The sequence below is a fragment of the Pandoraea sp. 64-18 genome, assembly GCF_001899225.1.
Lineage (GTDB): Bacteria > Pseudomonadota > Gammaproteobacteria > Burkholderiales > Burkholderiaceae > Pandoraea > Pandoraea cepalis.
Genome location: NZ_MKVU01000021.1, coordinates 1 through 23,648, shown reverse-complemented (window position 1 = coordinate 23,648; position 23,648 = coordinate 1). Strand labels below are relative to the sequence as shown.

Genomic DNA, 23,648 nt, shown 5'->3' with positions numbered 1-23,648 from the left:
AATGAAAGCTTTGCTCGATCTATTCAAGCAAGTTCAGCAGGTCGAACAGTTCGACGCGATCAAGATCGGTCTGGCTTCGCCGGACAAGATCCGCTCGTGGTCGTTCGGCGAAGTGAAGAAGCCGGAAACGATCAACTATCGGACGTTCAAGCCCGAGCGTGACGGCCTGTTCTGCGCAAAGATCTTCGGTCCGATCAAGGATTACGAGTGCCTTTGCGGCAAGTACAAGCGCCTGAAGCACCGTGGCGTGATCTGCGAGAAGTGCGGCGTGGAAGTCACGCTGGCGAAGGTGCGTCGCGAGCGCATGGGCCACATTGAGCTGGCCTCGCCGGTCGCGCACATCTGGTTCCTGAAGTCGCTCCCGTCGCGTCTGGGCATGGTGCTCGACATGACGCTGCGCGACATTGAACGCGTGCTGTACTTCGAAGCGTATGTGGTTCTCGAACCGGGCATGACGCCGCTCAAGCGGTGCCAGATCATGACCGAAGAGGATTACTACAACAAGGTCGAGGAATACGGCGACGAATTCCGTGCCGAGATGGGCGCGGAAGGCGTGCGCGAGCTGCTGCGCTCGATCGACATCGACCAGCAGGTCGAGCATCTGCGCGCCGAGCTGCAAGCCACGGGCTCGGAAGCGAAGATCAAGAAGTACGCCAAGCGCCTGAAGGTGCTCGAGGCTTTCCAGCGTTCGGGCATTAAGCCCGAGTGGATGGTGCTCGAAGTGCTGCCGGTGCTCCCGCCCGAGCTGCGCCCGTTGGTGCCGCTCGACGGTGGCCGCTTCGCGACCTCGGATCTGAACGATCTGTATCGCCGCGTCATCAACCGTAACAACCGTCTGAAGCGTCTGCTCGAGCTGAAGGCCCCGGACATCATCGTGCGCAACGAAAAGCGCATGCTGCAGGAATCCGTGGACTCGCTGCTCGACAACGGCCGTCGCGGCAAGGCGATGACCGGTGCGAACAAGCGCCCGCTCAAGTCGCTGGCCGACATGATCAAGGGCAAGAGCGGTCGTTTCCGTCAGAATCTGCTCGGTAAGCGCGTGGACTACTCGGGCCGTTCGGTGATTACCGTGGGCCCGACGCTCAAGCTGCATCAGTGCGGTCTGCCGAAGCTGATGGCGCTCGAACTCTTCAAGCCGTTCATCTTCCACAAGCTGGAAGTGTTGGGCGTGGCCACGACCATCAAGGCCGCGAAGAAGGAAGTCGAGAACCAGACGGCGGTGGTGTGGGACATCCTCGAAGATGTGATCCGCGAACACCCGATCATGCTGAACCGCGCACCGACGCTGCACCGCCTGGGGATTCAGGCGTTCGAGCCGGTGCTGATCGAAGGCAAGGCGATCCAGCTTCACCCGCTGGTTTGCGCGGCGTTCAACGCCGACTTCGACGGTGACCAGATGGCCGTTCACGTGCCGCTGTCGCTCGAAGCGCAGATGGAAGCGCGTACCCTGATGCTGGCCTCGAACAACGTGTTGTTCCCGGCCAACGGCGATCCGTCGATCGTGCCGTCGCAGGATATCGTGCTGGGTCTGTATTACGCGACCCGCGACAAGATCAACGGCCGCGGCGAAGGCCTGTCGTTCATCGACGTCTCGGAAGTGCTGCGCGCGTACGACAACAAGGAAGTCGAACTGGCTTCGCGCGTGAACGTGCGTATCACGGAGTACACGGTCGATCCGGAAACGGGCGAGAAGACGCCGAAGATCACGCTGTACCCGACCACGGTCGGCCGCGCGATCCTGTCGGAAATTCTGCCGCCGGGCCTGCCGTTCTCGGTGCTGAACAAGTCGCTCAAGAAGAAGGAAATCTCGAAGCTGATCAACACGGCGTTCCGCCGCTGCGGTCTGCGCGAGACGGTGATCTTCGTCGATAAGCTGATGCAGTCGGGCTTCCGCCTGGCAACGCGCGCCGGTATCTCGATCTGCGTCGACGACATGCTCGTGCCGACGAAGAAGGAAGAGCTGATCGGCGAAGCGTCGAAGAAGGTCAAGGAATACGACCGTCAGTACATGTCGGGTCTGGTCACGGCGCAAGAGCGTTACAACAACGTCGTGGACATCTGGGGTGCGACCGGCGACGCCGTGGGCAAGGCGATGATGGAGCAGCTCTCGAAAGAGAAGACGACCGATCGCGACGGCAATATCGTCGACCAGGAGTCGTTCAACTCGATTTACATGATGGCCGACTCCGGTGCTCGCGGTTCGAGCGCCCAGATTCGCCAGCTCGCGGGGATGCGTGGCCTGATGGCCAAGCCGGACGGCTCGATTATCGAGACGCCGATTACCGCGAACTTCCGCGAAGGCCTGAACGTGTTGCAGTACTTCATCTCGACCCACGGTGCACGTAAGGGTCTGGCCGATACGGCACTGAAGACGGCAAACTCGGGTTACCTGACGCGTCGTCTGGTCGACGTGACGCAGGATCTGGTCGTGGTCGAAGACGATTGCGGCACGAGCAACGGCGTTGCGATGAAGGCACTGGTCGAGGGCGGTGAAGTGGTCGAAGCCCTGCGTGACCGTATCCTCGGTCGCGTGGCCGTGGCCGACGTCGTGAATCCGGAAACGCAAGAGACGGTGTACGAATCGGGCACGCTGCTCGACGAGGACGCCGTCGAGATGATCGAAGCGCTGGGTGTCGACGAAGTGCGCGTGCGCACGCCGCTGACCTGCGATACGCGCTTCGGTCTGTGTGCCGCCTGTTACGGCCGTGACCTTGGCCGCGGCTCGCGTGTGAACGTGGGCGAAGCGGTCGGTGTGATCGCTGCGCAGTCGATCGGTGAACCGGGCACGCAGCTCACGATGCGTACGTTCCACATCGGTGGTGCGGCATCGCGTGCGGCCGTGGCCTCGTCGATCGAAGCCAAGTCGAACGGTACGGTTCGCTTCTCGGCGACCATGCGTTACGTGACGAACGGTCGCGGCGAACAGATCGCCATCTCGCGTTCGGGCGAAATCCTGATCACGGACGATCATGGCCGTGAGCGCGAGCGCCACAAGGTGCCGTACGGCGCCACGCTGCTGCATCTGGACGGCGCACAGGTCAAGGCCGGTGCCCAACTGGGTACGTGGGATCCGCTGACGCGCCCGATCATTACCGAACACGGCGGTTACGCCCGGTTCGAGAACGTCGAGGAAGGTGTCACGGTGGCCAAGCAGATCGACGATGTGACGGGTCTGTCCACGCTAGTCGTGATCGATCCGAAGCGTCGTGGTCCGGCGTCGAAGAACGTGCGTCCGCAGGTCAAGCTGCTCGACGAACATGGTGTGGAAGTGAAGATCCCGGGGACCGATCACGCAGTGACGATCGGCTTCCAGGTGGGCGCACTGATCACCATCAAGGACGGTCAGCAAGTGCCGGTGGGTGAAGTGCTCGCACGTATCCCGACCGAAGCGCAGAAGACGCGCGATATTACCGGGGGTCTGCCGCGTGTGGCCGAGCTGTTCGAAGCGCGCGCACCGAAGGACGCCGGCATTCTGGCCGAAGTCACCGGTACCACGTCGTTCGGCAAGGACACGAAGGGCAAGCAGCGTCTGGTCATTACCGATCTCGACGGCAACCAGCACGAGTTCCTGATTCCGAAGGAAAAGCAGGTGCTGGTGCACGACGGCCAGGTGGTGAACAAGGGCGAAATGATCGTGGACGGTCCGGCCGACCCGCACGACATCCTGCGTCTGCAGGGTATCGAAGCGCTGGCGCGTTACATCGTCGACGAAGTGCAGGACGTGTACCGCTTGCAGGGTGTGAAGATCAACGACAAGCACATCGAGGTGATCGTTCGCCAGATGCTGCGTCGTGTGCAGATCACCGACAACGGCGATACGCGCTTCATCATCGGCGAACAGGTCGAGCGCTCGGACATGCTGTACGAGAACGACGCCATGAACGCCGCGGACAAGCGTCCGGCGCAGTACGAGAACGTGCTGCTGGGGATTACGAAGGCGTCGCTGTCGACGGATTCGTTCATCTCGGCAGCCTCGTTCCAGGAAACGACGCGCGTGTTGACCGAAGCCGCGATCATGGGCAAGAAGGACGACCTGCGTGGCCTGAAGGAAAACGTCATCGTTGGCCGTCTCATCCCGGCAGGTACGGGTCTGGCGTATCACAAGGCCCGCAAGGCCCGCGAGACGTCGGATCGCGAGCGTCACGACCAGATCGCTCTGGAAGAAGCGTTTGCACCGATGCCAAGCTCGGTGGAAGAGCCTACGGCGGAGTAATCGGGCGGGCGGCGCTGGCGAGAGCGGGCGCTGCCAACCTGAGAGAGCGGGCGCTGCCAACCTGATACCCGCGTCGTAACGAAAACGGCACCCTAGCGGGTGCCGTTTTTTTTCGTTTACCGATCCTGCGGCGATCAGAACCCGAAGTGGCCCTGCACGTAGATCATGCGCGGCGCGCCGACCATGCGGCCGGCGTTGCCGTCGACGTTGCGCGTATAGAAGCGTTTATCGAAGACGTTGTTCAGACCCACCGTGACGTCGGCGTTCTTGTAGCCGGGGACCTTGTACATCGCCTGCAGGTTCCACAGACGGAAGCCGGGCACCTTGCCATTGCTGCCGTCGGCCGATTCCGCTTCCGTGTTGGCCAGATCCGAATACTGCGCGCTCTGGCGCGTGGTGGAGACGTTGAATGTCCACGCGCCGATGTCGTAACGGGCGCCGAGTGTATCCGTGAAGCGCGAGTAGAACGGCACGTCGAGACCGGCGGTCGCGCCCGATTTCTGGATCGCACGCGTGTAAGTGAAGTTCGCGTACACGTTCAAGCCGCGCAGCACGCTGTCGCGGTCGAAGGTGTAATCGACGGCGGTTTCGATGCCGTCGTGGTTCGTCGCGCCAATGTTCTGGAAGACGGGCGGGGTCGAGCCGGGCACTTGCAGAATCTGGTTGTCGAACTTCATCTTGAACGCCGTGAGCTCGGCCTTCCAACGCGAGTCCGACCAGCGGGTGCCGATTTCATAGGTGCGCGCGAGCTCCGGCGTCAGCGGGTTCGTGGCCGACATCGAATTCAACTGCGTGTTCTGCACCGGTCCGAACGACGTGCTGTAGTCCGCATAGACCGTCCACGCGCTGTTCACCAGGTACGACAGGTTCACCGAGGGCAGCGGCTTGCTGTTGTCCGAGCGGAAGGTGTTGCCCGTCGACTTGTCGACGCGCTGCGAGTTGATGATCTCGTAACGCACGCCCGGCGTGAGTCGCCAGTTGCCCCAGGCCATGCGGTCGTCGAGGTAGAACGCGTTCGCGCTGGTGTAGTTGTAGAACGTCTGCGTGGCGGAGTTGCGCCCGGTGGCCAGGGTCGTGGTCCAGTTGTTGTCGTCGCCACGCTCGTGCACGTAGCGATAGCCAACGGTCACGTCGTGCGCGGTCGGACCGACGAACAGGCGCTGCGTGAAGCGTGGCTCGATACCGAACGTCTCGTAGTTGCGAGGCTGGTGTGTGGTCTGCGTGCCGGCGGCGTTGATCAGCGTGCTCTGACGATAGCTCTCGTTGTAGAACGTGCGGATCTCAAATTCCTGCGTCTCGGAGATCGTGTTCAGATAGCCGACGTCGAGGCCGGTGCGGTTGCCGCTCCAGTAGTCGTTCGGCCGCGTGTTCTGGAAAGGATCGGCATTGAATTGCGCGACGCTCAGGCCGCCGGGCGTCTTCGACTTCACGTCGTAATACGAGACCTTGCCGTACACCTGCTGGCTCGACGAGATGTCGTACCGCCATTTCAGCGCGAGGTCGTTCACGCGCTCGTCGCTGCCCTTGCGCCAGTCGCGTCCGACCATGCCGGAATACAGCAGCGCGAGTCCCAAACCGTTATCCATCTGCGTGCCGAGGAACGCGCCGTATTGGGTGTTGGCGCCGCCACCGATCGTGTAGACGTTCTCGCGCACGGTGGCGTCGGCCGTAAGGCCCGGCGTGCTGGGGATCGCACGCGTCTTGAAGTTGATCACGCCGCCGACGTTCTGCGGCCCGTAGCGCACGGCACCGCCGCTGCGCACGACGTCGATGGTCTCGATGTTGAAGAGGCTGACCGGCGCAAAGGACAACTGCGGCTGACCGTAAGGTGCGACGGCCATCGGAATGCCGTCGAGCAACACGGTCGAGCGCGGCGAGTAACGGCCGGTGAGGCCGCGCACGCCGATGTTCAGGGAGATGGCGCTGCCCGCGGTACCCGAGTTGTCGCTCGCCTGCACACCGGGGATGCGGCGCATGACATCACCAATGTTCGTCGCACCCGATGCCTCGATCTGCGCCTTCTTCACGACCGTACGCGCACCGGGGAAGGTCTTCGCGCTGCTGTCGAGACCGGTCCCGAGCCAGTCGCCGGAAACGTTGACTGCGTCGAGTTGGACTTCGGCCCGGGATTCTGCCGCCGTCGCACCTGTGGCCTGCTGCGCATAGGCGGTGCCGAGCGTTGTCACGAGCAGCGCGGCGGCGCTGGCGATGGCGTGCGGCAGACGAGGACGGGAGGGGAGGCGGGCGGCGCAGGGGCGGACGCGGGGGGTGTCGGCGGCCACATGTGCGCGGCGACGCGGAGACATCTTCATCTTGGCTGACCTTCTTGACGGCGAGAGTGTGGCGAACCCGAGCGTTGACCGGAACGGCAGCCGACAGCATTCAGTTCGGTTTGCGTAATGCCTTGTAATAAAGCGTTGCGAATTATAAATGCAAATCACTCTCATTTCTAAATTGTATTGACGATACCTGACTGGCGGAAGGTATCCGGCGGCGTTCGATTATCCAGTTTTGCTTATCAATGTCCCTGAATCGATTGATTGTTCCTGGCGCCGGGGGCCGCAAGAATAGGCGTTATTGACCGACAAGAGTGCGTTGCCCGTAGCGGGTGGCGCCATGGAGACCCCCCGATGCCGACGCTCGACGCCGCGACCTGCCAGGCCCTTGCCCGCGAGCTGCACGACGCCGAACGCTGTCGCACGCCGGTCATGCAGTTCTCCCGCCGGTATCCCGAGATGACGACGGCCGACAGCTACGCGATCGCACAGGCGTGGCTGGCGTTGAAGTTCGCCGAAGGGCGTCGCGTGATCGGTCACAAGATCGGGCTGACGTCGCGCGCCATGCAAGTCGCCGCCCAGATCACGGAACCCGATCACGGCACGTTACTCGACGACATGCTTGTGACCGATGGCGCGACCCTCGATGCCTCGCGGTTCATCGTGCCGCGTCTCGAAGTGGAGTTGGCATTCATTCTGGCCAAGCCGCTCAAGGGCCCCGGGGTTACCTTGTTCGACGTGCTCGACGCCACCGCCTGGGTGACGCCGGCGCTCGAATTGATCGATGGCCGCATCGAGCTTTTCGACCGCGACACGAAAGCGCCGCGCAAGGTCGTCGACACGATTGCCGACAACGCGGCGAATGCGGCCGTGATTCTCGGTGGACGTCCCGTGAAGCCGGACGCTGTCGATCTGCGCTGGACGGGCGCGCTGCTCTATCGCAATGGCGCGATCGAAGAATCGGGCCTGAGTGCGGCGGTGCTTAACCATCCCGGCAATGGCATTGCGTGGCTGGCGAACAAGCTGGGCGCCTTCGACGAAGGGCTGCAAGCGGGCGAGATCGTGCTGGCCGGGTCGTTCACGCGACCCGTGGCCTGTGCGGCGGGCGACGTGTTTCACGCCGACTACGGCCCGCTCGGCGCGATCGGCGTGCGCTTCGTCTGACGGCGCCGAACGTCCCCGATGGTTCGCACCTCACTGGAGAGGTTGATATGAAAACACCCCCGAATGCCTTCAAGCAGGCGTTGGCCCGTGGCGAGCGCCAGATCGGCCTGTGGCTGGGACTCGCCACGCCGTACGCCGCCGAGTTGTGCGCCGGCAGCGGCTTCGACTGGCTGGTGATCGACGGCGAGCATGCCCCCAACGATCTGCGCACGATGCTGGCGACGTTGCAGGCGGTGGCCCCATATCCGACACACCCTGTGGTGCGGTTGCCGCATGGCGACGCTGCGCTCATCAAGCAGGTGCTGGACATCGGGGCGACGACGCTGCTGGTGCCGATGGTCGAGTCCGCCGGGATGGCGCGCGCGCTCGCGAGCGCCACGCGGTATCCGCCGCAAGGCACGCGCGGCGTCGGCAGCGGATTGGCGCGGTCTTCGCGGTGGAACGGCTACGACGACTATCTGCACGCGGCGAACACAACGACCTGCCTGCTCGTGCAGGTAGAGACGGCCGACGCGCTAGCGCAGGTCGACGACATTGCCGCCGTCGATGGCGTCGACGGCGTGTTCATCGGCCCGGCCGATCTCGCGGCATCGATGGGGCATCTCGGACACGCGACGCATCACGACGTGCGTCTGGCGATCGGCGACGGCATCGCCCGGATCCGTCGAGCGGGCAAGGCGGCAGGGATCCTGTGCGCCGACGAGGCGCTTGCCCGTCACTACCTCGACCTTGGCGTGACGTTCATGGCGGTGGGCATCGACACCACGCTGCTCGCGAACGCGAGCCGTGCGCTGGCCGCGAAATTCGCTGCCGTCGATGACGAAAAGCGCTGAACGATTCGCAAGGCCTCGGACGCGTTCCTCAACGGTTCCCCCAACCGCTCCGCCAAACACTTCCAACGAGACATCGAATGAGTGCTCCCCGTTTTGACGTCGCCGGCGTATCCGTTTCGCCGGATCACTATATCGACGGCCGCCGCGTGGCGTCCGGCGACACGTTCGCGTGCGTCTCGCCTATCGACCAGACACATCTGGGGGAGATCGCCAGCGGCAATGCGGCGCACGTCGATGCCGCGGTGTCGTCGGCGGCGCAGGCCTTCCCCGCGTGGGCGGCGCTTGGTGCGTCGGGACGCCTGCCGTATCTCCAGCGATTTGCCGACGAAGTCGGGCGTCGTGCCGAGGCGTTCGCCACGTTGGAGAGCGTCGATGCCGGGGTGCTGCGCTCACGCATGGCGCATGGCGTGGTGCCGCGCGCCATGCAGAACATCACGTGGTTCGCCGAGCATGCCATGACGTTGCAGGACCGTGTGATCGAGACGCCGCAGGCGCGTCATCTCGTGCGTCACGATCCTGCGGGTGTCGTGGCGGTCATCACGCCGTGGAACTCGCCGCTGATGCTCGCGACTTGGAAGATCGGCCCGGCATTGGCGTGCGGGAATACGGTAGTGCTCAAGGCGCCGGAGTGGGCGCCGCTCACGTCCTCGTTACTCGCGGACTGCGCGCACGAGGCAGGGCTGCCGCCGGGCGTGTTGCAAGTGTTGCAAGGCCCGGGAGCCGTGACGGGGGCGGCGCTCGTGAGCGACGCGCGGCTTGCGCGCATCTCGTTCACCGGCTCGGTCGCGACCGCCAAGTGGATCGCCACGGCGGCGGCGGCCAATCTCGTGCCGTGCAGTCTGGAACTGGGCGGCAAGTCGGCCTTCATCGTGCTGGCGGATGCCGATCTCGACGCTGCTGCCGCCACCGCCGCGCTGATGTATCGCAACGCCGGGCAGGTATGCCTGGCGGGCACGCGTTTGCTCGTTCATGCGGACGTGGCGCCGGCGTTCACCGACAAGCTGCGCGTGCTGGTCGAGCGCCTCGTCGTGGGGGACCCGCGCGATGGGCAGACCGAGATCGGTCCCATCATCCACCAGCGGCAGCTCGAACGCGTACAGGGCTTCGTCGAACGGGCCGTGACAGCGGGCGCGCGCGTGCTGTGGGGAGGCACACGGCATACATTCGGCGAGCAGTACTTCGCGCCGACGCTGCTTACCGATCTGCGTCAGCACGATGAGATCGTGCAACAGGAGGTCTTCGGCCCAGTGCTTACGCTGCAAACGTTCGCAAGCGATGACGAGGTCGTCGACATGGCTAACGGCACCGACTATGGGCTGGGCGGCGTTTGTTATGGCGACGAGGCGCACGCCATTGCCGTCGCGCAGCGCGTTCGCACGGGCTTTCTCTGGATCAACAGCTTCGGCATTCGTGATCTGGCGGCGCCGTTCGGCGGCACCAAGCGCTCCGGCATTGGCCGCGAAGGCGGCGACTGGAGCTTCGATTTCTTTTGCGACGTGAAGGATGTCGTCGTGCCGAAACAGCCGTTCAAGGCCAGCTTCAGCCATCGCTGATGCGCCCGCGGCATCACATCACAACGAGAAAAGAGGAGGGCCCCATGGGACAGATCGTCGGCGCGGCGCTGGTCTCGCATCACCCAGGACTGATGCAGTGTGAGGAATTCCGCGTGCTGCAGGGCGCGGGCACCGATTCGGACTTGATCGCCGGTTATGCGCGGGTGCGTGAGCGCGTCGTGGCGGCGCGTCCGGACGTCATCGTGATTTTCGACTCGCATTGGTTCACCACCGGTTATCACCTGATCGACGGCGGGGCGCACTATTCGGGCATGTACATCTCCGACGAGATGCCCTGGTATCTGCATGGCGTGCCTTACGATTATCGTGGGCATCCCGAGCTGGCGCTGAGCGTCGAAGCCGTGGCACGCGAGCGCGGCGTGCGCGCCCGCGCGGTGTTGCATCCCGACTTGCCGCGCCATTACCCGACGATCAACGTCATCAAACAGATGCGGCTCGACGCGTGGCCGGTCGTGACCGTGAGTTCGTGTCAGAACTGCGAGACGAAGCATTTTCTGCAATCGGGTGACGCGATCGGCGAGGCGATTCGCCGCAGTCCTCTGCGCGTGGTGATGCTGGCATCGGGTTCGTTGAGTCACCGGTTCAACGGCATCGACTGGCAGCCCCATCATCCGCGCATCTTCCACGAGAGCAATGTGTCGCGCCCCGAGAACATCGAGAGCGACAAGCGTGCCATCGAGGCTTTTCGGGAAGGGCGTCACGACCGGATTCTGGCGAACTGGGACGAGGACTACCGCAAGCGCCCGTGGGAGGCGCACGGCGCGCATTACCTGCAGATGATCGGGGCGCTGGGCGGTGCGGCGAGCCGTCACCCGGGCACGGTGCTGTCTGAATACGAGAACGCACGCGGCACCGGCAATGTGCATGTCTGGTTCGATACGATTTGACGGGGCGCGACCATGGACTTCGAATTTCCGCTGCGAGAATTGCCTGCCGTGATGCGCGGCCCGCGCGTCGAGCGTCGTCGCGTAATGTTGGGCGGCAGTGCGTTCTGGGGCACGATCGTCGAGGACGGGCACGAGCGCGGGTTGTTGCGGCTCGACGATGGACGTACGGTGGACCCGCAGGCGGTGGCGCATCTGCCGCCGGTGGATCCGTCAAAGATCATCGCCGTGCATATCTCGTATCGCTCGCGTAGCATGGAGACGCGCAACCGGCCCAAGCCGACCGACACGCCGACGTACTTCACGAAGCCACCGACCTCGTTGAATGGGCATAACGGCCAGATCCTCAAGCCGGCGGATTGTCGGTATCTGAACTACGAGGGCGAGTACGCGGTGGTGATCGGGCGTACGTGCCGCAATGTGCTTCCCGATGAGGCGTGGGATTACATCGAGGGGTTCTGCCCGGCGCTGGACATGGGTTTGCAGGACTTTCGCGACACCGATCAAGGGTCGATGTTGCGCGTGAAGGGGGCCGACACCCTGTTGCCGATCGGCCCGGGCATCGTGCGCGGCGTGAACCTGTTCGAGCAGACGTTGCGCACTTATCGCAATGGACGCGTCGTGCAGGAGGCGCACATCGGTGACGAGACGATCTGGGGCCCGCACTACGTGATCGCAGACATTGCGCGACATATCACGCTGCTGCCGGGCGACGTGATCCTGATGGGCACGCCCTGTCATTCCCGCTCGGTGGACGCGGGGGATCGGGTGGCGTGCGAGATCACCGGACTCGGTTGCCTTGTGGGGCAGGTCGTGGGGATCGATGCACCACGCGCGGCGGCGCTCGGTGTGGGGCACCCGCCGGGCGACAGTCCTGAAGTGCGCCGTGTGGCGCTGGGGTTTGACGAACGTGTGCCGGAGCGATTCAAGGAAAACTATCGACTCGCGGCGCAACGACAGGAGTGAAGGGATGAAGGTGACGATCATTGGCGCGGGCGCCATCGGCGGCTTGCTCGGCGCGCGACTGGCGGCGGCGGGGGAAGCGCGCGTGAGCGCGTTGGCGCGCGGTGCGACGCTGGCGGCGTTGCGCGAGCATGGCTGGCGCGTGAAGCAGGGCGAGACGGTGACGATCGCGCCCGTGGACGCGGCGCTTCCGCTGGAAGACGCCGGCAAGCTCGGCGTGCAGGACCTGATCGTTATTGCGGTGAAGGGGCCCGCGCTTGCGCAGGTTGCGAGCGCCGTGGCGCCCCTGCTCGGCCCGCAAACACTGGTGTTGCCCGCGATGAACGGCGTGCCGTGGTGGTTCTGCAAGGGGGTGGCGCCCTTTGGCGACGATCCGCTGACGAGCGTCGATCCGGACGGGGCGATTGGCGCGGCGATCCCGCTGGCCAATGTGATCGGGTGCGTGGTGCATGCGAGTGCGGCGACATCGGCGCCGGGGGTGGTCGATCACAGGATGGGGCGTGGGCTCATCGTCGGCGAGCCGGGCGGCGGGCAGAGCGAGCGCGTGCAGCGGCTCGCGGGGTTGCTGACGCGGGCGGGTTTTGAAGTCAAGGCGTCGGAGCACGTGCGTCTCGACATCTGGTACAAGCTGTGGGGTAACCTGACGATGAACCCCGTGTCGGCGATCACGGGCGCGACGATCGACCGGTTACTGGACGACCCGCTCGTGCGCGCGTTCTGCTCGGCGGCGATGGCGGAGGCGGCGGCGATTGGGGCCAAGATCGGCTGCGCGATCGAACAGTCGCCCGATGACCGGCATGCCGTGACGGCGAAGCTGGGGGCGTTCAAGACGTCGATGCTGCAGGACGTGGAGGCGCACCGTCCCATCGAACTCGACGCGCTGGTGAGCGTGGTGCGCGAGATCGGTCAGCGCGTGTCGGTTCCTGCGCCCAACATCGACGCATTGCTCGGCCTGACGCGCCTGTTCGGGCGGATACATGGCCTGTACCCGCAGTGACGGATTCCTTGGCGAGGACAATGACGTTCGGCAGGGCGGTCCTCGCTTCAATGGGAAGTGCGCAAGCCGCTGGTGAGCGCCACGCGTCTTCGGGACAATCCATCGATGCCGGTATATTCGTAGGCGAGACTTGATCATCGACACGACATGCCCCTGACCCGCATCACACTCCGCCAGTTCGAGGCGCTGGTGGCCATTGCCGAATTGCACAGCTTCGCCGAGGCGGGCAATCGCCTGGGGCTTACCTCGTCGGCCGTGAGCCAACTCGTTGCCGAACTCGAATCGGTCCTCGGCTTTCGGCTCTTCGACCGCACCACCCGGCGTGTGGCGCTCTCCAGTGCTGGGCGTGATTTTCTTGCGTCGGCGGAGTCGGTGATTCGGCATGTGCAGGCGGCTGAGAAAACGGCTGACGACGTGCGCAACCGTGCTGCCGGCATCGTGCGCGTGGGCGCGCCGCTGGTGCTCGCGAGCATGGCGCTGCCCGCCGCGATTCGCGCTTACGCCGACCTACGGCCCAAGGTCGTGGTGCGCGTGGTCGATACGCCGGTCGATGCGCTCGTCGATCACGTGGCCAACGGCGACCTCGATCTGGCGATCGGCCCCAATCGCGCAACGGGCGCGCATGTCGCCGGGGCGCCAGCATTCGACAGCCCGTGGGTGTTGTGGTGTGCGCCGGGCCACGCACTCGCGCGACGCCGGCGCGTGCGCTGGGCGGATCTGCGCGATACGCCGCTCGTTGCCGCGGGACGCGATCACGAACGCAGCGTTGCGCAGATGCGCTTGTCTGCGCCGCCCGATGCGCGCATTACACCTATCGACGTGGTCGATAACGTGACGACCGCGCTCGGCGTCGCGTCGCAAGGGCTGGCCGCCACCCTGACACCCGGCTACGTGGCGGCGCTCGCGCCACCGTTCGGTCTGGTGATGCGCCGCGTTGTCTCGCCCGAGACGATTCGTCAGGTCTGTGTGTACCGATCGCTCTCGCGTGCAGCGTCGCCGGCGGCTGAGGGATTCGCGCAGTTCTTGCTGACGTGGCTGCCGCAATGGAACGCGCAAATCATGGCGGTGTCACGGGATTGACGTGTTCGTTATCGCGCGACTCCATCAGCGGCGCCTGGCGTCAAGTGACGGTGACGGTGACGGCGGCAATGCGGCGAGATCCTCGCGCAATTGCGCGCGCAATGTCGCGATGGCTGCCGTGGTGTCGGCCGGTTTCAACGTCTCGCGCGCGATGGCGTCGCGCAGATGACGGCGCAGCATCGGGTCGCGCGTTTGCGTGAGCGTCTCGCGATAGAACGGCAAGACATCTTCGGGATGACCGCCAACGCGGTACCAGTGCGCAATTTCGTCGATGGTGCGAATGGCTGCGAAGACAGGCGCGGCCCCACCCTGCGGACCCGGTCCGCCGACGAGCCGACCCATGCGCGGCGGTGGGGGCGGGATGTCGATGGCGTCGTGCATGTCGTGCTTGTTGTCGGCGTCGGCGGCCGGCGGCGCGCTCTGCGCTCGCGCTGTGCTCGATAATGTGTCGGCCGTGGCAATGCCGGTGGCTGTCAATGCCAGCGACATTGCAATGGTGCTGATGGCATGGCGCGTTGCTATCTTCATGATATGGATTCCGTATTAAATTGGCTCGCGGCAGTATCGAACGCCTGTGGCAAGCGTAACGCGCATCCGTCCACCGGCCCGGGGGCGGTAACGACATGTAAGGGGCATCACGGGGGATGGCGAGAGAGCTAAGGGACGAAGCGACGAAACGACGAAACGATGAAACGATGAAACGATGAAACGATGAAGCGATGAAGCGACGGTGCCCGCTCAGCGTGATCGGAAGGTTTGGGTTCGGTCGTCGAAACGGCGCACCTCACCGCATCTGCGATACGAGCAGAGTGAGCCGAGAGATGCGAAAGTGGGCACGCGTCGTGCCCCCTGCAGGGCCTTGTGCGGCGGGCTTGGCCGAGCGCTGTGCGCGAGCGCGAAAGTGCCTATACTGATTCGGCCTGACTGCGCGCGGTCGCGCCCGATCCCTGCAGTGGCTCGGTGGTTGTCGCGCGCGGGCAATTCCCCTTTTTTTGATGGAGCAACTTCCGTGTCGAACAGTCAATGGATCCGTGTCGAAACCGTGGACGGCGCCTTCGATGCCTATCTGGCATTGCCGCCGTCGGGGCCGGTCGCAAAGGCACCGGGTATCGTGCTGGTGCAGGAAATCTTCGGCGTGAACGAACACATTCGCGGCGTTGCCGATCAATACGCGATGGACGGCTATGTGGTGCTCGCGCCGGATATCTTCTGGCGTGCCGCCCCGCGCGTCGAACTTGGCTACTCGGGCGACGACTGGGCGCGCGCGATGGAACTGCGCCAATCGATCGACATCGAGAAGGCCGTGACCGATATCGAAGCGACGGCCAAGGCGCTGCGCGGCAAGCTCGATGCCCATGCAAAGATTGCCGCGGTCGGCTATTGCTTCGGCGGACTGCTGTCCTACCTGAGCGCCGCACGCGGGCTGGTCGACGCCGCCGTGCCGTACTACGGTGGCGGCATTCACAACTATCTGGGCGAAGCCGCCCGGCTGAATGTGCCGGTGCAGTTCCACTACGGGGCGCTCGATAGCCATATCACGCCGGATATCGTGACGTCGGTGAGCGAAGCGGTGAAGTCGCGTCCGAACACGGAAGTGTTCGTGTATCCCAACGCCGACCACGGTTTCAACTGCTGGGCGCGCGCGTCTTACCATCAGCCGTCGGCGGCGCTCGCCCACGGGCGCGCGCTCGAGTTTCTCGCGACGTCGCTGTCGAAGTAAGCGTTGTCCGTCGTCCCATCAACGACCAGAAGCCCGCTTAGGCGGGCTTCGTCGTTTCCTGTCACGGGATCGCGGGCCTCCTGAAGGCTGCCAGGTCCGCTAAAAAAGCCCGTCGCCGGAGCGACGGGCAAAGTCCTGTGCGTTGAACCACTACGCACAGCGACAGGAGTCTTGGGTCGGGGGCCGACCGGAGATCACAGTGAACGCCAGCAATCGCCGGCGCGTCGTTATGCGCAGAACGCGCGCCGCGCCGCGGCCCCTTTGGAGAGGCCCGCGGCGCGGCGAGTTACATTAGGAGCCGAAATAAGTCGAGCCGGCGCTTTGCTGGCCACCCACCGAACCCATCGTGATCGAGGTGCTGGCGGCCGTCGGTTGCGCGCTGGGCGCAGCCTTCGGGTACACGGCATCGTGTTGAACCACCAGTCCTGCTTGTTGCGCCTGGACCAGTTCCTGGCGGACTTGGACACGACTCAGGACGCTGGTTTGCGGCACCCACGAGAATTCCGAGGGACCGTCGAACGCGTCGCTGGCGAAAGCCGAGCCGGCCGAGAGGGTCAGCATTGCGGAAACCAGAGCAGAGGTAATGAGGGTGCGTTGCATGATGTTTTCTCCTGTCTTTTGAAAGAGGCGATGTGTTATTCATCGTCGACAGTTGAAGTGTATTGCTGTGTCATTTGGCGATAAAGATGAGTTATGGCAAGCAACTGTTGCTGAATTTGAAATAATAAATCGAAGCCCTGAGGAGACCGCAATGCTCTATCTATGGATCAAGGCCATCCATCTGATTGCAGTGATCGCGTTTATCGCCGGCCTGGTGGCGATGGCGTTGGGCGGGCGTTTGACGCAGCCCGAGTGGCGGCGCATCGCGCGGCGGGCGGATTACGGACTGGCGTCGCCCGCGTTGATCGTGGTGTGGATAACCGGCCCCGCGATGGCCGTCATGGCGAACTGGTGGAGTGCGCCATGGCTGATGGTCAAGCTGGTTTTGGTGGTGATCGTCTCGGGATTGCATGGACGCCTGTCCGCCACGCTCAGGCGGCTGGAGCGCGATGGCGTGACGACGTCCCCGGCGCTCTTTCGGCGAGCGCTCCCCATTACGCTGGTCTCGATGGCAGCGATCGTCTCGCTCGTGATCGTCAAGCCGTTTTGAGCCGTGTTGGCTTTGCGCCGACGCGGCAAGGGATTCGGTTTGGTGGGCGGCGCTACCCGGTGTTACGCTGGCGCAATCGCCAAAAACGACCCAAAAATTACGCCTTTGAAAGGCCTGGTGCCGATGCCGATCACAACTGGGGTACCCCTGGGATTTCAGGGTCAAGACCGCCCCGTGGGCGCGTTGGCGAAAGATTACCCGGATGGCTTCGTCGTGCACCCGCACAGCCACGGGCGCGCGCAACTGATGTACGCGAGTGCCGGCATTCTCGAAGTGCGCACCGAGACGTCGCTCTGGGTCATACCGCCGCAACGCGCGCTGTGGATGCCGGGGGAAGTCACGCATGAAGTGCGCATGCGGGGCCGAGTCGAAATGCGCACGATCTACGTCGACGTGGCGCGATGCGGGATGTCGGCACCCAGCGCGCCGGTGGTCATCGGCGTGTCCGCGCTGTTGCGCGAGTTGATCCTGCGCGCGATGGCGCTTCCTGCCGATTGGTCGCCCGACGGCAAGGACGCCCTCGTCATGGCGCTGTTGCTCGAGGAAGTGGAATGGAAGAGCGAGTCGCCGCTGCACTTGCAGGTGCCGCGCGACGCCCGTCTGCGCAAGATCTTCGATATCTACCTGAACACGCCTTCGGATCCCCGCAGCCTGCAGGATTGGGCGCTGGATGTCGGCGCATCGAGCCGCACGTTGGAGCGGCGCTTTACGACAGAGTTCGGCCTGCCGTTCCGGGAATGGCGTCAGCACATGCGCCTGCTGGGTGCGCTGCCAATGTTGGGCGCTGGGCGGCCCATCACGCAGGTGGCGCTCGAGGTCGGTTATGACACCCCGAGCGCGTTTTCCACCATGTTCCGCCGCTTCATGGGCGTGACGCCAAGCGAATACCTGATGCGCGTCCGCGGCCCGGCGTGAGCCAGTGCATGGCATCCCACATATCGTCGTAGACGGGCACCCCTTCGGCGCATAGCGGCGAGCGCGAGCGGCGTGAGCCGATCCCAACGAAATCAATGCCGAGACGGCGCGCGACTTTCAGGTCCCACATCCCGTCGCCGATCGAGACGACCGCACGCGGATGTGTAATGCCGTAGCCGGCTTGTGCCCGCTTGATCGCCTCCGCGACGAGTTGTTCGCGTGAACTGTATTCGGAGGAGGTGATGAGCATCGCGTCGGTGTATTCGATAGCGACGGAACGCAGCTTCCGATGGCTGACCTGCCGGATGCCCCCTGTGGCGAACACGACCCCCCAGCGCGATCGGTGTGCCGCGTCGACGAAGGCACGAGCGCCCGGGATTTCGGCCAGACCGTGCGCGTTGAGCAGCGCGGTGAAGCGCTCGTCGATCTCGTGCTCGAAGCGCGCCAGATCGTGCGGCTGCGGCAGCGCGCGTCCGTGCTCCGCGTGGGCATGAATCAGAATGCCGGTGTCGGTGTGATGCGGGTAGCTGCCCCAGTCGGTGTTCAGGTCTTCGAATTCCAGCGACGTCATGGCGCCGAGCAGCGCGCGCTGATGAATTCGCTCCGAATCGGTCAGAGTGCCGTCGACATCGAGCACCAGAATGCTGTCTTTTTCGAAACTCGCCTGCATGGCTGATAGTGGGCTCGCGTCAGGGCAGGAGGACTCGCCGCCTAAACCTTCGAGTGTACGAATTCGCGCCTCCGTGAAAAACGCGCGAGATGACACCCGTTACGCCGGACACGACAGGCGAGGCTGCGAGATTTGATAGGGCGTGCATATCATTCCATGGTGACGGACCGGAGACGTGACTCCCGGCGGTCGTTCCTGGGGGAGGGCGCCGGGCGAAGCATTGTGCCGGTCACCCGAAGCGAGGGCGTCCCAGCGAACGGTAACGCTTGTCCAGACGCTCTAGCATCGCGATGGCTTCTGCGATTTCGGCGACCGAGGGCTGTCGAGCGCGCGGCGAACGGGCGAAGGTCGGGGCGGTGCCAGTCGGCGGCGGCGTCTGCGCTGCGGTGGGTGCTCGTGGCGGGGCGGCCGACGGGCATGTTTGCTGTACGACGTGGCGATGCGATTCCGGTGCGAGACGCTCGCGCGTTTCGCCGCGGGCGAAGTCGCGATAGCGTTGATGACCGTCATGGAGCCACTCCGCGAGTGTTCGCACGATGTCGTCGCCCTGCCCTACCGTGCGCATCTGCAAACGAGTGGCCTGAAAGTATTCCGGGACGTCGCCGAAGAGGGCTGGCAGGTGCTGATCGGCGTGGGTGCGCGAATCCTGGCGAATCACCTCAACGGTATTCGGCGTGGCGAGCGAGACGAGGAACGTGTGGACGGCACCCCCGATCGGGAGTCGGATGTAGGCGCCAAGCATGGCGTCGCGCACGTCCGGGGCGCCGGTGACGTGACGAATGGGCGGGTCGGTGAAGGCGGCTGTGACGTGATGGCGTCGGGCTTCCTGCTGGCTGGTCAGCACGCGCAGGAACGTGACCCGCGGCATCTCGAGGTAGACGTCGGCCCGGCGCAGCAGGTGATGCATGCCCGGCGACATTTCGCGAAGGCGCTGGGTGATCCGCCGCTCGATCGCCGCTACGGAGAATTTCCCATGCGACTCCGCAGCGAACGTTGCGGAAAATGCACGCTCGAGAGCGCTGGCATCGCGTCCGTCGCGCGAGAGCGCATCGTGGATCGTCGCCGGGAGCGACGCTTCGCAGCCCGCCAGCATCAGACGGCTTGCGCTGACGTTGACGTTCAGGCCCGGTGTGAGGTCGAGCAGACAATTTTCGCGGTCGTTACCGCTGCCGACCACGCAAACTGGCCGTACGTCCTTCAACCGCTCGGCGAATACCCGTGCGCGGGTCGCCGGGGGCTGCGACCAGTCGAACGACGTGCCGTTGGCGGCAGCGTCCGCATGGCGAGGTGTGGCACGTTGGGCGCTGGCTGAGACTGGCGCCGACGTAATTTGTCTGAGGTCGGTCGTCATGCTATGGGTGTACGCGACAAGGTCCGGATACGGCATTGCGTTCGACACTGCCAGCGCAGTCGTGAGCCATTCTCCAATCGCAAAATACATCGCGGTCACTCCAGTTGATGTCACAGGACGCTTCCCGTGGTGGCCCGGAGTATTCCTGTTGCAACGATTTCGGTTGTCGCGTCGGAACGCCAACGTTTGCGGTTTGGCACCCGCGAGGACATTCGCTCAACCCATACCGCCGCGTGACGACCCAAGGCGGCGCTCGGCAACGCGTTAACAATCAACGACTTACGGGGTGAATTTGCGTGCAAGTGCATTGACACTTGCGCTGACCAGAGGTATAGTCGCAGGCTCCGGTTTTTCCGGCGGTATGCGCGTGTCCAATGCAAAATGCTTATGCATCAAGCGTTTAGGTGCGGGCAATCCGCAAGAATAGCCGGGTGAATGCGCAGTAAATCTGCATGACGGCCCGCCTTGGTTTTCATGCTTTTGACACATTTAGGAAATCACAATGCCAACGATTAACCAATTGGTCCGCAAGCCGCGCACCTCTGCTCAAATCAAGAGCAAGAGCCCGGCCCTGCAGGACTGCCCGCAGCGTCGCGGCGTGTGCACCCGTGTGTACACGACGACGCCGAAGAAGCCGAACTCCGCACTGCGTAAGGTTGCCAAGGTGCGCCTGACCAACGGTTTCGAAGTCATTTCGTACATTGGCGGTGAAGGCCACAACCTGCAGGAACACTCGGTCGTGCTGATTCGCGGCGGTCGTGTGAAGGACTTGCCGGGTGTGCGTTACCACATGGTGCGCGGTAGCCTCGACACGCAAGGCGTCAAGGACCGTAAGCAGTCCCGTTCGAAGTACGGCGCGAAGCGTCCGAAGGCCTAAGCGGCTCAGCGGACATACGTTCGGTGATGGTGGTACATCGTCACTGAGTAAGTGGTCACTCGGCCAGGAAGTGGCTAGTAGGTGACTTGGAGCGAAGCTCCAACTGAATTTATTAAGGAAGAAATCATGCCGCGTCGTCGCGAAGTCCCCAAGCGCGAAGTGTTGCCCGATCCGAAGTTCGGCAACGTTGATGTCGCTAAATTCATGAACGTGCTCATGCTTGCCGGCAAGAAGTCGGTTGCAGAGCGCATCGTTTATGGTGCTTTCGAGCAGATCCAAACCAAGGCGGGCAAGGATCCGCTGGAAATCTTCAACACGGCGCTCGGTAACGTGAAGCCGGTGGTTGAAGTCAAGAGCCGCCGCGTTGGCGGTGCAAACTATCAGGTTCCGGTCGAAGTGCGTCCGTCGCGTCGTATGGCATTGGCGATGCGTTGGTTGCGTGAGGCCGCGAAAAAGCGTAGCGAGAAGTCGATGGCCCTGCGTCTGGCAGGTGAGCTGATCGAAGCCTCGGAAGGCCGTGGCGGCGCCATGAAGAAGCGTGACGAAGTTCACCGCATGGCCGAAGCCAACAAGGCATTCTCGCACTTCCGCTTCTGACGCTGGCAAGCAGTACCTAGAGCAGAAACCGGGGCGGGTGCGCATGAGAAATTGCGCCTCGCCCGTTTGTGTTAGTAGCCCCCTCAAAAATGGCGGCTACATTGAAAGAGGCTTAAAGTGGCTCGTACAACCCCTATCGAGCGCTACCGCAACATCGGTATTAGCGCTCACATCGACGCAGGCAAGACCACGACGACCGAGCGCATTTTGTTCTACACCGGTGTGAACCACAAAATCGGTGAAGTGCACGATGGCGCCGCGACGATGGACTGGATGGAGCAGGAACAAGAGCGTGGCATCACGATTACGTCGGCTGCCACGACCTGCTTCTGGTCCGGCATGGCGAACAATTACCAGAAGCACCGCATCAACATCATCGACACCCCGGGTCACGTCGACTTCACGATTGAAGTCGAGCGCTCGATGCGTGTTCTCGATGGCGCGTGCATGGTCTACTGTGCCGTGGGTGGCGTGCAGCCCCAGTCGGAAACCGTTTGGCGTCAGGCCAACAAGTACGGCGTGCCGCGTCTGGCGTTCGTCAACAAGATGGACCGTACCGGCGCGAACTTCTTCAAGGTCTACGACCAGTTGAAGACTCGCCTGAAGGCCAACCCGGTGCCGGTGGTGGTGCCGATCGGCGCGGAAGAAAGCTTCACGGGCGTGGTCGACCTCATCAAGATGAAGGCGATCATTTGGGACGAAGCGTCGCAAGGCATGAAGTTCGACTACGTCGAAATTCCGGCCGAACTGCTGGCGGAAGCCCAGAAGTGGCGCGAAGGCATGGTCGAGGCCGCTGCCGAGTCGAGCGAAGAGATGATGAACAAGTACCTGGAAGAGGGTGACCTCTCCGAGGCTGACATCATCGAAGGTCTTCGTCTGCGTACCATCGCCTGCGAAATCCAGCCGATGCTGTGCGGCACTGCGTTCAAGAACAAGGGTGTGCAGCGTATGCTGGACGCCGTGATCGACTTCCTGCCGTCGCCGGTCGACATTCCGCCGGTCAAGGGTACGGACGAGAAGGAGCAGCCGATCGAACGTCGCGCTGCGGACGACGAGAAGTTCTCGTCGCTGGCCTTCAAGATCATGACGGACCCGTTCGTCGGCCAGCTGATCTTCTTCCGCGTCTATTCGGGCGTGGTGAACAAGGGCGACACGCTGCTGAACTCGGTCAAGGGCAAGAAGGAACGCCTCGGCCGTATCGTGCAGATGCACGCGAACCAGCGCGAAGAAATCGACGAAGTGCGCGCAGGCGACATCGCCGCAGCCGTCGGTTTGAAGGATGCGACCACGGGTGACACGCTGTGCGACCCGACCGCCCCGATCGTGCTCGAGCGCATGGTGTTCCCGGAGCCGGTGATTTCGCAGGCTGTCGAGCCGAAGACCAAGGTCGACCAGGAAAAGATGGGCCTCGCCCTGAACCGCCTGGCGCAGGAAGACCCGTCGTTCCGCGTGCAGACCGATGAAGAATCGGGTCAGACCATCATTTCGGGCATGGGCGAGCTCCACCTCGAAATTCTGGTTGACCGCATGAAGCGCGAATTCGGCGTGGAAGCCAACATCGGCGCGCCGCAGGTTGCCTACCGCGAAACCATTCGCAAGTCGGCCGCGGACGTTGAAGGCAAGTTCGTCAAGCAGTCGGGCGGTCGCGGCCAGTTCGGTCACGCTGTCATCACGCTGGAGCCGAACGAGCAAGGCAAGGGCTACGAATTCTTCGACGAGATCAAGGGTGGTGTCATTCCTCGCGAATACATCCCGGCGGTCGACAAGGGGATTCAGGACACGCTCAAGAGCGGTGTTCTGGCCGGCTTCCCGGTGGTGGACGTCAAGGTTCGCCTGACGTTCGGTTCGTACCACGATGTGGACTCGAACGAAAACGCGTTCCGCATGGCCGGTTCGATGGCTTTCAAGGAAGCCATGCGCCGCGCCAGCCCGGTCATTCTCGAGCCGATGATGGCCGTGGAAGTGGAAACGCCGGAAGACTACATGGGTAACGTGATGGGCGACTTGTCGTCGCGTCGCGGCATTATCCAGGGCATGGACGACATGGTCGGCGGCGGCAAGATCGTGCGCGCCGAAGTTCCGCTGTCGGAAATGTTCGGCTATTCGACGTCGCTGCGTTCGGCCACGCAAGGCCGCGCCACGTACACGATGGAGTTCAAGCACTACGCTGAAGCTCCGAAGAACGTGAGCGAAGCCATCATCAGCAACAAGAACAAGTAATTGAATTGTCGGGCGTCTGCACCACGAGGTGCAGCGCCCGGCGCACTGTTTAATCGTCTATTCAGTATCTGAGGATTCGGAAATGGCAAAGGAAAAGTTTCAGCGGACCAAGCCGCACGTCAACGTTGGCACCATCGGTCACGTCGACCACGGCAAGACGACCC

General features: G+C 63.5%; 19 protein-coding genes and 1 pseudogene. 15 read left to right on the top strand and 5 right to left on the bottom strand.

Annotation, left to right across the window (positions count from 1 at the left end):
* Position 1: 1 nt before the first annotated feature.
* Positions 2-4,213, top strand: a complete 4,212-nt coding sequence (gene rpoC, locus BGP02_RS20230; RefSeq protein WP_017232374.1) for a DNA-directed RNA polymerase subunit beta' — start codon at positions 2-4, stop codon at positions 4,211-4,213.
* A gap of 134 nt (positions 4,214-4,347) precedes the next feature.
* On the opposite strand, the gene BGP02_RS20225 is transcribed toward rpoC, so the two are convergent.
* Positions 4,348-6,525, bottom strand: a complete 2,178-nt coding sequence (locus BGP02_RS20225) for a TonB-dependent receptor family protein (RefSeq protein WP_268567001.1) — start codon at positions 6,523-6,525, stop codon at positions 4,348-4,350.
* Between the two features lie 318 nt (positions 6,526-6,843).
* On the opposite strand from BGP02_RS20225, the gene hpaH reads away from it, so the two are divergent.
* The 7 genes from hpaH (at position 6,844) to BGP02_RS20190 (ending at position 13,984) form a co-directional block, all read left to right on the top strand.
* Complete coding sequence (gene hpaH, locus BGP02_RS20220; protein WP_286799114.1) at positions 6,844-7,653, top strand: 2-oxo-hept-4-ene-1,7-dioate hydratase; 810 nt, start codon at positions 6,844-6,846, stop codon at positions 7,651-7,653.
* Positions 7,654-7,700: 47 nt separating this feature from the next.
* Complete coding sequence (hpaI, locus tag BGP02_RS20215; protein WP_268566999.1) at positions 7,701-8,486, top strand: 4-hydroxy-2-oxoheptanedioate aldolase; 786 nt, start codon at positions 7,701-7,703, stop codon at positions 8,484-8,486.
* Positions 8,487-8,563: 77 nt separating this feature from the next.
* Positions 8,564-10,039: an aldehyde dehydrogenase family protein gene (locus BGP02_RS20210; RefSeq protein ID WP_261939626.1), complete on the top strand. Its 1,476-nt coding sequence runs from the start codon at positions 8,564-8,566 to the stop codon at positions 10,037-10,039.
* A 44-nt stretch (positions 10,040-10,083) separates the two neighbouring features.
* Positions 10,084-10,947 (top strand): DODA-type extradiol aromatic ring-opening family dioxygenase, encoded by an 864-nt coding sequence (locus BGP02_RS20205; protein WP_017232369.1) that lies wholly within the window; start codon positions 10,084-10,086, stop codon positions 10,945-10,947.
* Positions 10,948-10,959: 12 nt separating this feature from the next.
* On the top strand, positions 10,960-11,910 hold the full coding sequence (locus BGP02_RS20200; protein ID WP_017232368.1) for a fumarylacetoacetate hydrolase family protein: 951 nt from the start codon (positions 10,960-10,962) through the stop codon (positions 11,908-11,910).
* Positions 11,911-11,914: 4 nt separating this feature from the next.
* Positions 11,915-12,904 carry a 2-dehydropantoate 2-reductase gene (locus tag BGP02_RS20195; RefSeq protein ID WP_286799113.1) on the top strand — a complete coding sequence of 330 codons (990 nt, stop codon included), beginning with the start codon at positions 11,915-11,917 and terminating at the stop codon, positions 12,902-12,904.
* A 147-nt stretch (positions 12,905-13,051) separates the two neighbouring features.
* On the top strand, positions 13,052-13,984 hold the full coding sequence (locus BGP02_RS20190; RefSeq protein WP_017232366.1) for a LysR family transcriptional regulator: 933 nt from the start codon (positions 13,052-13,054) through the stop codon (positions 13,982-13,984).
* Positions 13,985-14,008: 24 nt separating this feature from the next.
* Here BGP02_RS20190 and BGP02_RS20185 read toward each other — a convergent pair whose 3' ends face one another.
* Positions 14,009-14,512: a hypothetical protein gene (locus BGP02_RS20185; RefSeq protein WP_286799112.1), complete on the bottom strand. Its 504-nt coding sequence runs from the start codon at positions 14,510-14,512 to the stop codon at positions 14,009-14,011.
* Between the two features lie 481 nt (positions 14,513-14,993).
* Between BGP02_RS20185 and BGP02_RS20180 the strand changes: the two genes are divergently transcribed.
* On the top strand, positions 14,994-15,704 hold the full coding sequence (locus BGP02_RS20180; protein WP_017232364.1) for a dienelactone hydrolase family protein: 711 nt from the start codon (positions 14,994-14,996) through the stop codon (positions 15,702-15,704).
* 291 nt (positions 15,705-15,995) lie between these two features.
* On the opposite strand, the gene BGP02_RS20175 is transcribed toward BGP02_RS20180, so the two are convergent.
* Complete coding sequence (locus tag BGP02_RS20175) at positions 15,996-16,304, bottom strand: DUF4148 domain-containing protein (RefSeq protein WP_286799111.1); 309 nt, start codon at positions 16,302-16,304, stop codon at positions 15,996-15,998.
* 151 nt (positions 16,305-16,455) lie between these two features.
* Here BGP02_RS20175 and BGP02_RS20170 point away from each other — a divergent pair, with 151 nt between their 5' ends.
* Both BGP02_RS20170 and BGP02_RS20165 read left to right on the top strand, forming a co-directional pair.
* Positions 16,456-16,854, top strand: coding sequence for a CopD family protein (locus tag BGP02_RS20170; RefSeq protein WP_286799110.1), 399 nt, complete (start codon positions 16,456-16,458; stop codon positions 16,852-16,854).
* Positions 16,855-16,977: 123 nt separating this feature from the next.
* Positions 16,978-17,769, top strand: coding sequence for an AraC family transcriptional regulator (locus tag BGP02_RS20165; protein WP_246176635.1), 792 nt, complete (start codon positions 16,978-16,980; stop codon positions 17,767-17,769).
* Here BGP02_RS20165 and BGP02_RS20160 read toward each other — a convergent pair.
* Both BGP02_RS20160 and BGP02_RS20155 read right to left on the bottom strand, forming a co-directional pair.
* Positions 17,717-18,439 carry an HAD family hydrolase gene (locus BGP02_RS20160; protein ID WP_150552126.1) on the bottom strand — a complete coding sequence of 241 codons (723 nt, stop codon included), beginning with the start codon at positions 18,437-18,439 and terminating at the stop codon, positions 17,717-17,719. The genes BGP02_RS20165 and BGP02_RS20160 overlap by 53 nt on opposite strands.
* Positions 18,440-18,668: 229 nt before the next feature.
* The gene (locus BGP02_RS20155) at positions 18,669-19,880 is read right to left on the bottom strand and encodes a hypothetical protein (RefSeq protein WP_286799108.1); all 1,212 of its coding nucleotides are present in this window, start codon (positions 19,878-19,880) and stop codon (positions 18,669-18,671) included.
* A gap of 412 nt (positions 19,881-20,292) precedes the next feature.
* Here BGP02_RS20155 and rpsL point away from each other — a divergent pair, with 412 nt between their 5' ends.
* The 4 genes and pseudogenes from rpsL to BGP02_RS22450 all read left to right on the top strand — a co-directional run.
* The gene (gene rpsL, locus BGP02_RS20150) at positions 20,293-20,667 is read left to right on the top strand and encodes a 30S ribosomal protein S12 (protein ID WP_017232358.1); all 375 of its coding nucleotides are present in this window, start codon (positions 20,293-20,295) and stop codon (positions 20,665-20,667) included.
* 126 nt (positions 20,668-20,793) lie between these two features.
* Positions 20,794-21,264 (top strand): 30S ribosomal protein S7, encoded by a 471-nt coding sequence (gene rpsG, locus BGP02_RS20145; protein ID WP_017232357.1) that lies wholly within the window; start codon positions 20,794-20,796, stop codon positions 21,262-21,264.
* A 117-nt stretch (positions 21,265-21,381) separates the two neighbouring features.
* Positions 21,382-23,484 carry an elongation factor G gene (gene fusA / locus BGP02_RS20140; protein WP_130027429.1) on the top strand — a complete coding sequence of 701 codons (2,103 nt, stop codon included), beginning with the start codon at positions 21,382-21,384 and terminating at the stop codon, positions 23,482-23,484.
* 82 nt (positions 23,485-23,566) lie between these two features.
* Positions 23,567-23,648, top strand: a pseudogene (locus BGP02_RS22450) (GTP-binding protein); the annotation flags it as partial.